The organism is Anaerostipes sp. 494a, from assembly GCF_001940315.1.
GTDB classification, from domain to species: domain Bacteria; phylum Bacillota; class Clostridia; order Lachnospirales; family Lachnospiraceae; genus Anaerostipes; species Anaerostipes faecalis.
Map to the genome: position 1 here is coordinate 2,076,708 of NZ_MJIF01000001.1, position 16,076 is coordinate 2,092,783.

A 16,076-nucleotide genomic window follows, 5' to 3' on the forward strand; every position below is an offset into this window, starting at 1 on the left:
ATAATGATATTAAAGAATCAGATCATAACAAACATAAAAATAGAAAGTGTCAATGACCTGTACAAACTAAAACCATTTTTGGAGGATGGGACATTGAAAATCAATAAAAGTCAAATAGCAAGAGAATTGGAGGTAGACAGACGTACAGTAGATAAATATATAAACGGATATACGAAACCAGAAACAAGGAACTGTAATGATTGCATTACACCATTTTATGATATTATTGCTGAATTGTTATCAGACAGAAACCAACAGGTATTTTACTACAGAAAAGTTTTATGGCAGTATCTTGTAGATAACCATGGCTTTACAGGTGTTTACTGCAACTTCTGCCATTACCTTAGAAAATATCCTGAATTCGATTCATATTTCAGAAAAGGCAGACCTTCCAACACTAATCAGGTAACCGTTCGATATGAAACGCCTATGGGTAAGCAGGCTCAGCTAGATTGGAAAGAGTCGATTCCGTTTACTCTTTCTTCTGGAGAAACTATAGATGTAAATGTTTTTGTTTTATTGCTTTCATATTCAAGATTCAGGGTATACAGAGTATCACTTTCCAAGACGCAGGATATACTCTTCTCGTTTCTTGATGATGCATTTGAAACATTTGGTGGTGTACCGGCTGAAATAGTTACAGATAATATGAAAACTGTTATGGATGAAGCAAGAACAGAATATTCTGCCGGCAAAGTAAATAATAAGTTTCAGCAATTCGCTGATGATTATGGTTTTAAAGTTCAGCCGTGCATTGCAGGGCATCCCCATACGAAGGCCAAGGTTGAGGCTCCTATGAAGATACTTGATGAAATAAGGGCTTATAATGGAAAGTTAAATTACCAAGAACTGGTTGAACTAGTAACAAGAATTAACAATCGTGTGAATGCACAGGTGAACCAGGGAACCGGAAGAATTCCGCTGATGTATTTTAACAGAGAAAAGGCTTTCCTAAACAGCCTACCCGCTGATACCATAAGAAAGCCTTATCAAATCACCACAAATACCGTAAAAGTCAATCATTCAAGCATGTTTTATTACAAAGGATGCCAGTACTCTGTCCCACCAGAGTACGTAGGAAAGATTGTTTCTTTACAGGTATATGATGGTTATATACATGTGTATTGTAACACAGAATTAATAACCATTCATCAATTAAGTTCAAAAAAATTGAATTATATTTCTGAACATTATGCTGCAATTGCTAGAAAATCCCATATTTTCAAAGATGAACACATAATGGACAGAGCAAAAGAAAATCTTGAGATAATAGGAAAGGTTTATGATTATGAGTAATAGTACATACAATCAGTTAACAGCAAATCTGGAATTGTTAAAGTTAACCCAGATGAAACTTCATCTTGATGAAATAAGAGATTTTGTAACAACAAACGGATTATCATTTACGGAGGGTCTGTTAAAGCTCAGTAATTATGAAGTGGATTTTAAAGAACAGAATGCTTCACGGTCTATGATAAAGGCCGCAGCATTTCCATTTGTAAAAGAGCTTAAAGATTACGACTTTGGATTTCAGCCAAGTGTGAATGAACAGGAAATGAGGGAGCTTGCAAGTCTTGGCTTCCTCGAAAAGAATGAAAATATAGTATTTCTTGGACCGAGTGGAGTCGGAAAGACACATCTTGCAACTTCTATCGGTATTGCAGCCGCAAAAAAGCGAGTAAGCACATATTTTATAAAGTGCAATGATCTGCTCCAACAGCTAAAGCGGGCAAAACTGGAAAACAGGCTTGATGCAAGATTAAAGCATTTTTGTCATTACCGCCTGCTTATCATTGACGAGCTTGGATATCTGCCTATTGATAAAGAGGATTCAAATCTATTCTTTCAGCTTATAGATATGCGATATGAAAAGAAAAGCACTATATTAACAACAAATATGAACTTTAATGAGTGGGATGGAATATTTTATGATGCGGTTGTTGCAAATGCCATTATGGACAGAGTTTTGCATCATGCACATGTAATACCAATATCAGGAAAGTCATACAGGTTAAAAGACCACTTAAAACAAACAGACTAATTGTACATTTTTATATAATATTTTTTGTACATTAGGTCTTGACATTTTATAATTAGCAGCTATCAAGAAACTGGTATTTGAAGATAAAAGAATTACTGCAGCTCAGTTAAAAGAGGCTTTAGAACATAACTTTGAGGGTTATGAGGCAATTCGTCAAATGCTTGTCAATGCACCGGCCTATGGAAATGATGATGATTATACGGATGAAATAGGAAAACTGCTTGATTTTGAAGCTCAGGAATTTACCGCACGTTACGGAAAAGAACTGGATGTACATATGGATTTACGACTGGTACCATTTACATCTCATGTGCCATTTGGAAAAGTTGTCAGTGCTACACCAAATGGAAGACTTGCTTATACACCATTGTCTGATGGATCTAGTGCATCTCAGGGAGCAGATAAAAACGGACCAACAGCTGTATTACTTTCCAATTATAAAACGAAGAATTTTGATCGAAGAGATCATGCAGCAAGGCTTCTAAATGTAAAATTAAGTCCTTCTTGTGTTAAGGGAGAAGAGGGAACAGAAAAATTGGTACATTTCATAGAAAGCTGGAGAGATTTAAAACTTTGGCATTTACAATTTAATGTATTGAATACGGATACCTTAAGGGAAGCGCAGAAACATCCTGAATTGTATGGCAATCTTTTGGTTCGCATTGCAGGATACAGTGCATACTTTACAGAATTATCGAAGGATCTTCAGGATGATATTATTGCAAGAACAGAACATGAGGCAGTATAGGTATGGAACAATCAGCTTTGGTATTTAATATACAGAATTATTCACTACATGACGGTCCGGGTATTAGAACTATTGTGTTTTTAAAGGGATGCCCATTGCGATGTCGCTGGTGCTGTAATCCGGAATCTCAGGATGTGCGGGCTGAAATTTCTTATGTGGAACAGAAATGTATAGGGAAAACAGAGTGTACTTTTTGCCAGAATATTTGTGGAGAAAATGCAATTAAATTTGAAGCATCAGGGAAAGCTTTCATTGAACGAAGCAAATGCAGCAGATGTCTTGCCTGCGCCGGAGTTTGTCCATCTAAAGCAATAAAGGTGGAAGGAAAAGCAAAAAGCATATCATCCATTTTAAATCAGGTAGAAAGAGAGTCTGCTTTTTACCGTCATGGAAGTGGAGGATTGACAATTAGCGGTGGAGAACCTTTGATTCATAGAGACTGGCTGCTGTCGCTTTTAAAAGAAGCGAAAAGAAGAAGAATCCATACAGCAATAGAAACCTGTGGCTATGCAGATTACGGGGTTATGAAGGAAGCAGCAAAATATCTGGATGTGATTTTGTTTGATATCAAGTCAATAAATGAAGAAAAACATATCGAATATACAGGAAAGTCCAATCAAAATTTTCAAAGATTATGTGAAGACTTTCCTGATTTGCAAAAATGGGTGAGGACCCCGGTAATTCCTGGGTTTAATGATACGTTGAAAGAATTAAACGAAATTCAGATTTTTTTAAAAGGTAAGACCAATGTTACTTATGAAATGCTTCCATATCATCGATTTGGAGAGGGAAAATATAAGATGCTTGGACTAAATTATGAAATGGGCAGTCAGATTCTTTCAGATGAAATGAAAAATTATATAGAAAATCAAAAGAAAATCGGAGGAAAAAATAATGTCAAATTTGAATAGAGAGTTAACCGTTGCTTACGATCAGAAATATAATCAGCATCCATGGCTTCCAGGAAATGTTGATGCGATTCCCATTGAGCGGGCAGAAGGAATTTATTTTTATGATTTTAATGGAAAAAAATATTTCGATATGTCTAGTCAGCTTTCTTGTGTAAACATTGGATATGGAAATAAAGATGTTATTGAAGCAATACAGAAACAGGTAGAAATTCTTCCATATATCGCACCTGCTTATGCATCTGCACCAAGATCTGAATTGGCGAAAATGCTGGTGGATCTGGCACCAGATAATATGAAAAAAGTATTTTTTACCTGTGGAGGATCTGATGCCAATGAAGCAGCAATTAATATGGCAAGAACAGTCACAGGAAGAAGTAAGATATTTTCCAGATATCGAAGTTATCATGGTTCAACGCTTGGTTCCGGAAATTTATCAGGGGATCCTAGAAGATTTTCGCTGGAAAATCCATCTGCCACCGGATTTATAAAATTTAAAGATCCATATGTATATAGAAGTACTGTGAAATTTGCAAATGATCAGGAAGCATCAGAATACTATCTTCAGAAAATAGAAGAACAGCTTGCCTATGAGGGACCGGAAAATGTTGCAGCCATTTTTGTGGAATCTATTACAGGAGCCAATGGAGTAATCATTCCTCCAGATGGATATCTGCAGGGACTGCGTAAGATTTGTGATAAGTATGAAATTCTTCTTGTTTGTGATGAAGTTATGGCCGGATTTGGAAGAACCGGAAAAATGTTTGCTTTTGAAAACTGGGATGTAAAGCCGGACATGATTACTTTTGCAAAAGGGGTTACAAGTTCTTATGTTCAGCTTGGAGGAGTAATTATTTCTGATAAAGTTGCCGAGTACTATAGTGATAAAGTTTTCCAGTATGGATTGACTTACAGCGGACACTCTCTTGCATGCGCAGCGGGCGTTGCCTGTGTAAATTACTATAAAAAAGCTAATCTTCTGGAAAATTCTAGAAAAGTTGGGAAAGTATTAGGAGAGATTCTGGAGGAAATAAAACAGAAACATGCCTGTGTTGGGGATGTACGCTATATAGGTCTGTTCGCAGCAGTAGAGTTTGTGAAGGATAAAGAGACGAAAGAACCATTGGTGCCTTATGCAGATAAATCAGGAACCATGGGCAAAATAGTAGGACTTTTAAAGGAACGTGGTTTTGCAACTTTTGGCAGAGAAAATAATATAAATATTGCTCCACCATTGATTATTACCGAAGAGGAACTTCGGACAGCAATGACGATTTTTGATGAAGTTCTGGATATTGTTGATAAAGAGTTTTTGTAGGAATCCATTCCTGCAGTAATAGTTTTTACTTGAAAAGATGGGAGGAAATATATGATGGTGAAAAGCAAAACTGGAGTATTAGAAACAGCCATAAGCTTTGGTGTTGTTGCAGTATTTCTAATTGCATGGTTTGCTGTTACTTCTGCAGGAATTGTATCGGAAACTTTGATACCAACTCCGCAAAGTGTATGGGAAAGTTGTGTAACAATTGTGAAAGAAGGGTATAAAGGTTCCACACTGCTGGAACATCTTGGAGCCAGTATGAGTCGTCTGATCAAAGCATATCTGATTGCGATTGTGACAGCGGTACCACTTGGCCTTCTCAGTGGATATAATTCTAAGATAAAGGCTTTAATTGAACCTATCGTGGAGTTTTACAGACCTCTGCCACCATTAGCATATTATACACTGTTGGTATTATGGATGGGTATTGGTGACGGTTCTAAAATTATGCTTTTGTTTCTTGCAGGATTTGCACCAATTTATATTGCATGTGTTTCTGGAGTAAATCGAATTAAAGAAGATTATATTTTAGGAGCTAAGACATTGGGGGCTGACAGTCGTCAGGTATTCTTTTTCGTAATATTCCCTGCGGTGCTTCCGGATATTTTTACAGGTCTGAGGACATCCCTTGGAGTGGAATACACAACATTGGTGGCAGCAGAAATGGTAGCAGCAGTTAGCGGAATTGGATGGTTAGTTTTGGATGCAAGTAATTATTTAAGAAGCGACATTATGTTTTTTGGAATTATCTTAATGGGAATTACCGGTATTTTGCTAGATCAGATTATTCGCTTATTAGAAAAAAGAATAATTCACTGGAAAGGAAAAAATTAAAGGGAGGGATATAAAATGAGAATAATTAGGAAGAAATGGATTGCAGGAGTATTGGCAGTTATGGTGATTACAACACTGGGATTTACCGGATGTGGTTCATCTAAAAAAGAAGAAAAATCTGCAAAGACAACAGAAATTAAGATTGGAACCATGGATCTGGTAAATGGAGATCTGGTAGCACGTGCAGAAAAATATTATGAAGAAGAGCTGGGAGTTGATGTAAAAATTGTAAATTTTGATTCAGGAAAAGACGTGAATACAGCGTTGGCGGCAGGAAGTATTGATGTATCGGAGCTTGGATCAAATCCAACGGCTTTGGGTATTTCTAACGGTTTAAAATATGATGTGATTTATATTGGAGATATTATTGGATCTGCCGAATCACTGGTTGTAAAAAACAGTGCAAATGTAAAATCAGTCAAAGATCTTAAAGGTAAAAAAATAGCAACACCGTTTGCCTCTACTGCACATTATAGTCTGTTAAACGCTTTGAAATTTGAAGGAGTAAAAGAAACAGATGTAAAACTGCTGGATATGGAACCAGATGATATTAATGCAGCATGGAGTCGCGGAGATATTGATGCAGCTTATGTGTGGTATCCGGTTTTAAACAATCTGTTAAAAGATGGAACCATTCTTACAGGAAGTGACAAGATTGCTAAAAAGGGAGCAGTTACAGCTGACTTGGTTGTAGCAAGACAGGATTTCGAGAAACAAAATCCAGAGCTGGTTACAAAATATGTGAAGGCTTTAAACAAAGCTAATGATCTGGATCAAAGTAATCCTGAAAAAGTGGTCAGTGATATTGCAGATGTATTAAAAATCAGTAAAGACGATGCAGAATTCCAGAGAAAAGGCTTTGAATGGATACAGGGAGAAGATCAGCTGAAAGAAGAATATCTAGGAGGAAATATTGCAAAAGTACTGAAGAACACAGCTGATTTTCTGGCAGAACAGGGAAGTATTAAAAAAGCACCAGACCTGCAGACATTTAAAGATCATGTGAATACAACTTATCTTGAAGAGGCACTGGGAAAATAGGAGGTTCTTATGGGAAAGAAAAAGGGAGATTGGAAGGAACAACTGTATGAACCTGCCAATGAACTACTAAGTGTTTCTGGAATTAATTTTCATGGAGAAGAACCAGAAGTTCCTGAAGAAGGCGGGGATCCTTTGATTCATGTGAAAAATGTAAATTTGGATTATTCTGCAGCCAATGGTCCTGTGAGAGCATTGGAAAATATTAATTTTAACATTTACAGGGGAGAATTTATTTGTGTATTAGGTCCCAGCGGCTGTGGAAAATCTACTTTGCTAAAAATTCTGGCAGGATTTATTCCACCATCTGGTGGTGAAGTGCGATTGGAAGGACAATTAATCCATGGAATTGACTGGCAACGAGGTGTTGTTTTTCAAAATCCTCCATTGTATGAATGGTATTCTGTAAGAGATAATGTCAGCTTCGGACCTAAGATGCGAAAAGTACCGAAAAAAGAATATGAAGCATTGACAGATACATACCTCAAAAAAGTTGGTCTGCAGGAATTTGCAGATAAAAAAGTATATGAGCTGTCAGGAGGAATGCGTCAGAGAGTGTCAATTGCCAGAGCACTGATTAATAATCCGGAAATTCTTCTTATGGATGAACCTTTTGGGGCACTGGATGCCTTTACAAGAGAAACCATGCAGGGATTGATTCGAAAAATCTGGTGGGATACTGGAAAAACGATATTTTTTATTACTCATGATGTAGAGGAAGCATTGTTGCTTGGAAGTAGGGTTTTAGTTTTAAGCAGACATCCAGGGAAAATTGTAGATGACGTACCGGTTCGGTTTTCTAGACAGATTGTAGAAGAAGGAATTGAAGATATACAGTTTACAGAAGATTTTTATAAATACAGAGAAAGACTTCTGAAGCTGATTCATAGTCAGCATGACAAATAAAATTGAAATTCTCTGTTGCAGCAGGAAAGGAGATAATATGAACTGGAAATATTCACAGCCGGTATCCATTTACTTTGGAAATGGAGCATTGGGAGAATTATCTCAAAGAATAGCAGAAAGAGGCTATCAAAGAGGAGTGCTTATTACCACGACCCATTTTTTGAAAAATGGAACAGCTAAGAAGTTGTTATCAAATTCAGAAAATCATCTAATCAACAGTTTTACTGGATTTTCGCAAAATCCGGATGTATCAGAAGTTGATGGCTGTGCACAACTTTTAAGAAAAGAAAAAGCAGATTTTATTGTTGCACTGGGAGGCGGAAGTGTTATGGATGGGGCGAAAGCAGCTTCAGCCATGGCGTTAACCGGAAATTCTATCAAAACATACTATGGAAGCCAAATTCCAGTACCGGAAGAACATCTTCCGGTGATTGCGGTTCCAACTACAGCAGGAACAGGCAGTGAAGTAACGAGTGTGGCGGTTTTGACAAATCGAGAAAAGGGTACAAAAGCACCAATGTCATCCAATAGTTTTTATCCGGAATGTGCTGTGATTGATCCTAGACTTACCTGGTCAATGTCTCCGTATTTAACAGCGTGTACTGGAATTGATGTATTGTCTCATGCAATTGAAGGATATTGGAGCAAAGGACATCAGCCAATTTGTGATGCTTTGGCAATTCATGCAGCAAAACTTGTTTTTGAAAATCTGAGAGTTGCATATAAAGATGGGACCAATGTGACAGCAAGGGAGAAAATGTCAGAAGCATCCGTAATTGCCGGATTAGCATTTGGATTGCCTAAAACAACATCCTCCCATGCATGTTCATTTCCGTTGACGAATTTATATGGAATTCCCCACGGGGAAGCCTGTGGACTGACTTTAGATTTTTTTATTCAAATCAATGGGAAAAAAGATGTACGGACGCAGGAATTGTCAAAAATACTTGGATTTAAAAATAGTGAGGAAATGGCCATGGAAGTTAAAAATTTGAAAAAAGAGTTAGGACTTCGCATGGACTTAAAAGACAAAAATCTGACAAAAAAAGAGAAAAATCAATTGATTGCTTTAAGTCATTATCCTAATCTCTGCAATAATCCGGTAGAAATTACAGATAGAGTTTTAAGAAAACTATATGATTATCTGTGTGGTGAATGGCAATAAAGAGGAGTAGGATAAAAAAGTTAACAGAATGGTAAAGCAAGGAGTTGGAATATGAAATTTAATACACAATTGCTACATGGTGAAGGAAACCATGCAGGATATCATCAAGCCACACTTCCGCCGATTTTCCAGTCAAATGCATTTGAACACTCATCAGCAGAAAAACTGGAAAAGATATTTCAGAACAAAGCACCAGGATTTTCTTATTCCAGGATTAATAATCCTACGGTAGATGCTTTTGAAAAAAGAGTGACAATTTTAGAGGGTGGAATTGGAAGTGTTGCCTGTTCTTCTGGCATGGCGGCTATTTTTAATGCCATTGTAAATATTTTGGAGACAGGAGACGAAATTTTGTCTTCTGCCAGTATTTTTGGAGGAACTATAGGTCTGTTTCAGGACTTACAGGCATTGGGCATAAAGATTACATACATAGAACATTTGTCCAAAGAAACAATTGATGCAAACGTAAATAAGCATACAAAAGTTATTTTTGGAGAAGTCATCGGAAATCCTAAATTGGATGTACTGAACATTAAAGAAGTTGCAGATGCAGCTCATGAACATGGAATTGTCTGTATCATAGATAATACGGTGACCACACCGTTTATCGTACAGCCATTATCTTTGGGAGCTGATATTGTAATTCAGTCTTCCAGTAAATATATCAATGGAAGCAGCAATTCCATTAGTGGAATTATTACTGATGGTGGAAAATTTGACTGGAATACAGATAAATATCCTCAGATGAAAGAATATAAAAAGATGGGGCCTTACGGATATATTGCAAAATTAAGAAATACCCTGTTTCGTAATACCGGAGCCTGTTTATCTCCAACCAATGCTTTTTTGAATTATATCGGTTTGGAAACTTTAGGAGTTAGAATGGAAAAAATCTGCAGCAATGCAGAAACATTGGTAGAATGGCTCAATCAAAATGAAAAAATTATAAAGGTACAGTATCCGGGCCTTCCGGATAATCCATGTTATGAAATTGCAAAACAGCAGTTCCGGAATGGATTTGGCGGCTTGATCACGATTCGGTTAGGAACCAAAGAAAAAGCATTTACTGTGTTTAATGCTTTGAAAATACCATTAAAAGTATCGAATATCGGGGATACAAAAACTTTAGTGATTCATCCTTCTTCTACGATTTATGCACACAGTACAGAAGAAGAAAGAATAAGTGCAGGAGTATATGATGATTTAATTCGAATCAGTGTAGGGCTTGAGGATGTGGATGATTTAATAGAAGATTTTGCACAGGCGTTAAACCAGATAGAAAAGGAGAATTAATATGGCAGTAGACTATGCAGCATTAAAAAAAGGCGGATTTATGCGCCAGAAACAAAAAAATCATTTTTCTTTGAGATTGAAAAGCACTGGTGGTCACGTGACAGCCAAACAGCTGGCAAAGATTGCAGAAGTTGCAGAAAAGTATGGAGAAGGATATATTCATCTAACTTCCAGGCAGGGAGTGGAAATACCTTTTATTAAACTGGATCAGATTGATGAAGTGAAAGAAGAACTGGCATTGGGAGATGTGACGCCAGGTGTTTGTGGACCAAGAGTTAGAACTGTTACAGCCTGTCAGGGACAGGAAATCTGTCCAAGCGGTTGTATTGATACATATACATTGGCAAAAGAACTGGATGAGAGATATTTTGGACGAGAACTTCCTCATAAATTCAAATTTGGTATCACAGGTTGTCAAAATAACTGTTTAAAAGCGGAAGAAAATGACCTTGGTGTAAAAGGTGGAATTAAAGTTGAGTGGAAAGAAGATGCCTGTATTCAGTGTGGAGTATGTGAAAAGGCATGCCGAACCAATGCTATTTCCATTGAAGATGGAAAAATCAAGGTAAATGACGATCTTTGTAACTTCTGTGGAAGATGCTCAAAATCATGTCCAACAGATGCATGGGAAGAGACTCATGGATATATAGTTTCCTTTGGAGGATTATTTGGAAACAGTATTAATAAGGGAGAAGCAGTAATTCCGTTTATTGAAGATCATGAAAAATTGCTGAAGGTCAGTGATGCAGCCATTAAATTTTTTGAAAATCATGCAAAACCAGGGGAGCGGTTTAAATTTACCATTGATCGGATTGGAAAAGAAAAATTCGAACAGGTGATAAAGGAGGCATATGAAAATGACTGATTTTAAAATAGATGACACAGTAGATATCACGGACGTTGTATGTCCAGTAACATTTGTAAAGGCAAAAGTTGCATTGGAAGAATTGGATGAAGGAGAGATTTTGTCTATTCACTTGAATGATGGAGAACCAGTCCAGAATGTACCAAGAAGTATTAAGGAAGAAGGACATAAGATCTTAAAACTTTTAAATAATGAAGATGGAACATACGATTTAATTGTTGAGAAAGTTGGTGAATAAAATGAGTGTGAAGCTTGGAAAAGACAATTTTGAGACCAATGTGCTTAAGGAAGAAAAACCGGTTTTGGTTGATTTCTATTCTGACAGCTGCATACCATGTAAAAGACTTTCTCCGATTTTAGCAGATTTGGAAGATACTTATGGAGACAAGATTATCGTTGGAAAAGTGAATGTTTTATTTGAGCAGGAACTGGTAGAGAAATATGACATTATTAGTTCTCCAACAGTTTTACTTTTCAAACAGGGAGAAATAAAAGAAAAATTTGTTGGGAAAATCCAGAAAGATGATTTAGTTGAAATAATAGAAAAAAATATTTAGAAAGAGGAAATAAAAATGAAAATTGTAGTAGCAGGAGAATCAAAAGAAGTAGCAGAAACAACAACAGTAGAACAGTTAATTGTCCAGGAAAATGTTGAAACACCAGAGTATGTTACAGTATCAATTAACGATGAGTTCATTGACCGTGCAGATTTTGCTTCTCATGTTTTAAAAGAAGGGGATAATGTAGAATTTCTTTACTTCATGGGAGGTGGAATGTAATGGCATTTACCAATGAACAGCTGGAGAGATACTCCAGACACATTATTTTAAAGGAGGTTGGTGCCAAAGGACAGAAAAAGCTTCTAAATGCTAAGGTATTGATTATCGGGGCAGGTGGACTTGGAGCACCGGCAGCCATGTACCTGGCAGCAGCTGGTGTTGGAACCATCGGGATTGCCGATGCAGATGAGGTGGATTTATCCAATCTCCAGCGTCAGATTATCCATGAAACAGGTGATGTAGGAAAGGCAAAGGTATTGTCTGCCAAAGAGACAATGAATCAAATGAATCCGGATGTGACAGTGAATACATATCGTACCTTTGTTACATCAGAAAATATTATGGATCTGATTGCCGATTATGATTTCATTATTGATGGAACGGATAATTTTCCGGCAAAATTTTTAATCAATGACGCCTGTGTTATGGCAAAAAAACCATTTTCACATGCAGGTATCATTCGCTTTCAGGGCCAGTTAATGACATATGTTCCTGGAGAAGGCCCATGTTATCGTTGTGTATTTCAGGATCCGCCTCCAAAAGATGCAGTGCCAACCTGTAAACAGGCTGGTGTCATTGGTGCCATGGGTGGAGTTATTGGAAGTCTTCAGGCAATGGAAGCAGTTAAATATATTCTTGGAGTTGGCGATTTGCTGACAGGATATCTTTTAACTTATGATGCACTGAAAATGGAATTTCGAAAAATAAAGTTACCGAAAGAAGTTAAGAATTGTAAAGTATGTGGAGAGCATCCAACAATTACAAAACTGATTGATTATGAAATTGCCCAGTGTGATGGAATATAGGAGCAGATATGAAAATAACAATAAAAAAAGCAGATTATGAGAAGCTGGTCGCATATGCCAGAGAGCATCTTCCAGAAGAAGCATGTGGATTGATCGCAGGACAGATTACAGAAGGTAAAAAGTCCATTGAAAAAGTTTATTTTCTTACAAACATCGACCATTCCAGAGAACATTTTTCACTGGATCCTAAGGAACAGCTGACAGCAATCAAGGATATGCGCAGTCTTGGAATTGTACCCCTTGGAAACTGGCATTCTCATCCGGAATCTCCTTCCAGACCATCACAGGAAGACAAAAGGCTTGCTTACGACAGCAGTGCCAGTTATTTGATTTTATCTTTGATAGAGAAAGAGCCTGTATTGAATTCTTTCCATATTCAGGGAGAAATTACGGAGAAAGAAGAACTTAGTATTATATAAATATAGCTGATGAAAACAAGAGTCGCTGGTTCATAGATGAATATTTATCTATGAGCCAGCGGCTTTTATTTCATATGAGGAAAGATACGGTTACACATAGGTATGAAATCTGCTATAATGGAGGAAACTTTTATTTGATAACGTGATAACGACTGGGAGGGAATCATTCATGAAGAAATTATCAAAGATTATTGTTGGTATCCTGGTAGTTACTTGTATTGCAGAAGGATTTTTCCTGTATCGAGCTTATGCGATACCAAGTGACACTTTAAAAACGGCACAGAAAATCAATAAGATTGAAAAAACCATTGAAAAATATTACAAAGGAAAGATTAATAAAGAACAATTAGAAGATTATACTTATAAAGGACTGGTCGCAGGACTTGAAGATCCTTATTCTGATTATTATTCCAAAGAAGATTTTGAGGATTTGATGGAAAGTACCAATGGGGTTTATTCTGGTGTGGGAATTTATATGACACAGAATCTTACAAGTGGAATCATTACGGTTGTGAAGACTATCAAAGGAAGTCCTTCTGATGGAAGTGGATTGAAAAAAGGTGACATTTTAACGAAAGTAGATGACCATGATGTAACAGCGGATGAGGAATTAAGTGAAGTCGTGGACCGGATCAAAGGAAAAGAAGGAACGGAAGTTACTCTTTATTTTCTTCGTGGAAGCAAAACCATGAAATATACTTTTACAAGAAAATCCATCGAGACTCCAACAGTTGAAACAAGGATGCTTGACAATGGAATAGGATATCTGTCCATTTCAGAGTTCGATGAAGTAACAGTGAAACAGTTTGAAGATGGAATGAAGAAGCTGAAAAAACAGGGAATGAAATCTCTGATTATTGACCTGAGAGATAATCCAGGCGGATTGCTGAATGCAGTTGTGGATATTGCAGATGATCTGCTTCCGAAAGGAAAGATTGTCTATACAGAAGATAAAAACGGGAAGAAAAAAACATATAATGCTGAGGATGACGATCAGCTAAATATGCCACTGTGTCTGCTGGTAAATGAAAATAGTGCCAGTGCATCAGAAATTCTGGCTGGAGCAATCAAGGATCGTAATGCAGGGACTCTGGTTGGAGAGAAAACCTTTGGAAAAGGAATTGTGCAGGGATTCTTTGATCTGGGGGATGATTCATATGTTAAACTGACATATTCATCTTACTATACCCCTGCTGGACATAATATCCATAAAAAAGGAATTCAGCCAAATGTTTCAGTGAAGGATAACGAGAAAACCAAACAGGATGAACAGCTTCAAAAGGCTGTAGATATTTTGAGTAAAAAGTAGGAGGAGAAAAGCGATGAATCAAGAGTGGAAAAAAGAAATACCGGAATTTAAAGAAAAGACATTACAATTTTACAATGGAGAAATGAAAAAGGCCGATTATAAAGGTTTTTCCGGTAAATTTGGAAGTTATGCACAAAAAGATGGAAAATCAAGTATGCTTAGGCTTCGTATGGCAGGCGGACGACTGACAAAAACAAAATTAAAGTTTATTGCAGAAAAGATAGAAAAACATCAGGTGAATAAGGCTCATCTGACAACATGTCAGACAGTGCAGCTGCATAATCTTCAGCCGGAAGCTATTTTTGATATTATGGAAGATGCATTGGACGTAGGAATTGTTACCATGGGAGGTGGTGGAGATTTTCCACGAAATACAATGGTATCCCCTTTATCAGGTGTTGAAAAAGGAGAATATTTTGATGTTCTGCCATATGCGGAGGCTACAGCAGATTATCTGCTTGGATTTATCAATGCAGAAAAAATGCCAAGAAAATTGAAAGTATGTTTTTCCAGCAGCCCTTCTAATGTACCACATGCCACATTCCGTGATCTGGGGTTTGTAGCTCGTCCGGATGGTAAATTTGATGTATATAGTGCCGGAGGACTGGGAAATAATCCTAGATTTGGATTAAAAGTAGCAGAGGCGATTGATCCTGAGAAAGTTCTTTATTATATTTGCGCCATGAGAAATACTTTTATTTCATATGGAAATTACGAGCAGAGAGGAAAAGCACGTACAAGATATATGCAGGAAACACTTGGTGAAGAAGGTTATATTAAAGCTTATCAGGAAAAACTGGAAGAAGTTTTTGCATCAGGAGAGAATCTTGATCTGAATGTTTCTCCACAGATTATAGAGAAAAAAGGTGATGGAACCACTGCAGAAGGCAGAAGAATTATTTCCCAGAAGCAGGATGGTTTATATGCAGTAAAATATCATCCGATCGGAGGATGCCCTGCTCCTGAAAAATTTGCACAGCTTTATGATGTAATAAAGGATATAGAGGAAGCTGAAATTCGATTAAGCCCTGATGAAAGCATGTACATCATTAATCTTACAGGTCAGGAAGCTGATAAAGTACTGGAAGCAACAGAGGATGGAGCCAAAACAGTATTTGAAACTTCTGTTTCCTGTATCGGAGCATCTATCTGTCAGGTAGGATTGAGAGATTCTCAGGCTTTGCTTCATAAGGTAATTGAGGAAGTCAGAAAAGCAGGATTAAAAGATGGAGCTTTGCCACAGATTCATATTTCAGGATGTCCTTCTTCTTGTGGAACCCATCAGACAGGAGCTATAGGTTTCCACGGTGCGGTAAAAGTCATCGATAAAATAGCAAATCCTGCATTTACTTTGCATGTAAATGGATGTGATCTGCAGGGGCAGGAGAAAATGGGAGAACAGATTGGTGTCATTTTGGAAAAAGATATTCCGGCATTCCTGGTAGAATTGGGACAGACGGTGGAAACAGCTGGGATGACATATGACCAGTGGATGAAAGACCATGCAGAAAGTCTAAAGGAGATTGCAGAGAAATATATCGTAAAATAGAGTTAAAATAAGGCTGTCATAAGTGCAAGGTAAGAACCTTGCATTTATGATAACTCTATTTCATACTAAATAAGTAGAAATAATATGAATAAAAA

At 37.1% G+C, this 16,076-nt stretch carries 17 protein-coding genes and 1 pseudogene; all 18 read left to right on the forward strand.

Annotation, left to right across the window (positions count from 1 at the left end; translation table 11 throughout):
* Nucleotides 1-3: 3 nt before the first annotated feature.
* Nucleotides 4-1,286 (forward strand): annotated as a pseudogene (gene istA / locus BHF70_RS10510) (IS21 family transposase).
* A gap of 2 nt (nucleotides 1,287-1,288) precedes the next feature.
* On the forward strand, nucleotides 1,289-2,041 hold the full coding sequence (gene istB, locus BHF70_RS10515) for an IS21-like element helper ATPase IstB (RefSeq protein WP_075760473.1): 753 nt from the start codon (nucleotides 1,289-1,291) through the stop codon (nucleotides 2,039-2,041).
* Between the two features lie 61 nt (nucleotides 2,042-2,102).
* Nucleotides 2,103-2,789 (forward strand): glycine radical domain-containing protein, encoded by a 687-nt coding sequence (locus BHF70_RS10520; RefSeq protein WP_330390981.1) that lies wholly within the window; start codon nucleotides 2,103-2,105, stop codon nucleotides 2,787-2,789.
* A gap of 2 nt (nucleotides 2,790-2,791) precedes the next feature.
* Entirely contained in the window at nucleotides 2,792-3,700 is a 909-nt protein-coding gene (locus BHF70_RS10525) for a glycyl-radical enzyme activating protein (protein ID WP_075760181.1), read from the forward strand.
* On the forward strand, nucleotides 3,684-5,015 hold the full coding sequence (locus BHF70_RS10530) for an aminotransferase class III-fold pyridoxal phosphate-dependent enzyme (protein ID WP_075760182.1): 1,332 nt from the start codon (nucleotides 3,684-3,686) through the stop codon (nucleotides 5,013-5,015). The genes BHF70_RS10525 and BHF70_RS10530 overlap by 17 nt, the downstream gene beginning before the upstream one ends.
* A gap of 51 nt (nucleotides 5,016-5,066) precedes the next feature.
* On the forward strand, nucleotides 5,067-5,852 hold the full coding sequence (locus BHF70_RS10535) for an ABC transporter permease (protein WP_075760183.1): 786 nt from the start codon (nucleotides 5,067-5,069) through the stop codon (nucleotides 5,850-5,852).
* Nucleotides 5,853-5,867: 15 nt separating this feature from the next.
* Nucleotides 5,868-6,893, forward strand: coding sequence for a taurine ABC transporter substrate-binding protein (locus BHF70_RS10540; RefSeq protein ID WP_075760184.1), 1,026 nt, complete (start codon nucleotides 5,868-5,870; stop codon nucleotides 6,891-6,893).
* Nucleotides 6,894-6,902: 9 nt separating this feature from the next.
* Nucleotides 6,903-7,796 carry an ABC transporter ATP-binding protein gene (locus BHF70_RS10545; RefSeq protein WP_083638426.1) on the forward strand — a complete coding sequence of 298 codons (894 nt, stop codon included), beginning with the start codon at nucleotides 6,903-6,905 and terminating at the stop codon, nucleotides 7,794-7,796.
* A gap of 37 nt (nucleotides 7,797-7,833) precedes the next feature.
* Nucleotides 7,834-8,961, forward strand: a complete 1,128-nt coding sequence (locus BHF70_RS10550; RefSeq protein ID WP_075760185.1) for an iron-containing alcohol dehydrogenase family protein — start codon at nucleotides 7,834-7,836, stop codon at nucleotides 8,959-8,961.
* 51 nt (nucleotides 8,962-9,012) lie between these two features.
* A complete protein-coding gene (locus tag BHF70_RS10555) occupies nucleotides 9,013-10,254 on the forward strand; it encodes an O-acetylhomoserine aminocarboxypropyltransferase/cysteine synthase family protein (RefSeq protein WP_075760186.1) in 1,242 nt (413 codons plus the stop codon).
* Nucleotide 10,255: 1 nt separating this feature from the next.
* Complete coding sequence (locus tag BHF70_RS10560; RefSeq protein WP_075760187.1) at nucleotides 10,256-11,119, forward strand: 4Fe-4S binding protein; 864 nt, start codon at nucleotides 10,256-10,258, stop codon at nucleotides 11,117-11,119.
* On the forward strand, nucleotides 11,112-11,357 hold the full coding sequence (locus BHF70_RS10565) for a sulfurtransferase TusA family protein (RefSeq protein ID WP_075760188.1): 246 nt from the start codon (nucleotides 11,112-11,114) through the stop codon (nucleotides 11,355-11,357). Before BHF70_RS10560 ends, BHF70_RS10565 begins: the two co-directional genes overlap by 8 nt.
* A 1-nt stretch (nucleotide 11,358) precedes the next feature.
* Nucleotides 11,359-11,676 carry a thioredoxin family protein gene (locus tag BHF70_RS10570; RefSeq protein WP_075760189.1) on the forward strand — a complete coding sequence of 106 codons (318 nt, stop codon included), beginning with the start codon at nucleotides 11,359-11,361 and terminating at the stop codon, nucleotides 11,674-11,676.
* A 15-nt stretch (nucleotides 11,677-11,691) separates the two neighbouring features.
* Nucleotides 11,692-11,898: a sulfur carrier protein ThiS gene (gene thiS, locus BHF70_RS10575; RefSeq protein ID WP_075760190.1), complete on the forward strand. Its 207-nt coding sequence runs from the start codon at nucleotides 11,692-11,694 to the stop codon at nucleotides 11,896-11,898.
* A complete protein-coding gene (gene thiF / locus BHF70_RS10580) occupies nucleotides 11,898-12,704 on the forward strand; it encodes a thiazole biosynthesis adenylyltransferase ThiF (RefSeq protein ID WP_075760191.1) in 807 nt (268 codons plus the stop codon). Before thiS ends, thiF begins: the two co-directional genes overlap by 1 nt.
* A gap of 8 nt (nucleotides 12,705-12,712) precedes the next feature.
* Entirely contained in the window at nucleotides 12,713-13,123 is a 411-nt protein-coding gene (locus tag BHF70_RS10585) for a M67 family metallopeptidase (RefSeq protein ID WP_075760192.1), read from the forward strand.
* A gap of 169 nt (nucleotides 13,124-13,292) precedes the next feature.
* Nucleotides 13,293-14,432, forward strand: coding sequence for a S41 family peptidase (locus tag BHF70_RS10590; protein ID WP_075760193.1), 1,140 nt, complete (start codon nucleotides 13,293-13,295; stop codon nucleotides 14,430-14,432).
* 13 nt (nucleotides 14,433-14,445) lie between these two features.
* Nucleotides 14,446-15,981 (forward strand): nitrite/sulfite reductase, encoded by a 1,536-nt coding sequence (locus BHF70_RS10595; protein ID WP_075760194.1) that lies wholly within the window; start codon nucleotides 14,446-14,448, stop codon nucleotides 15,979-15,981.
* Nucleotides 15,982-16,076: the final 95 nt, after the last annotated feature.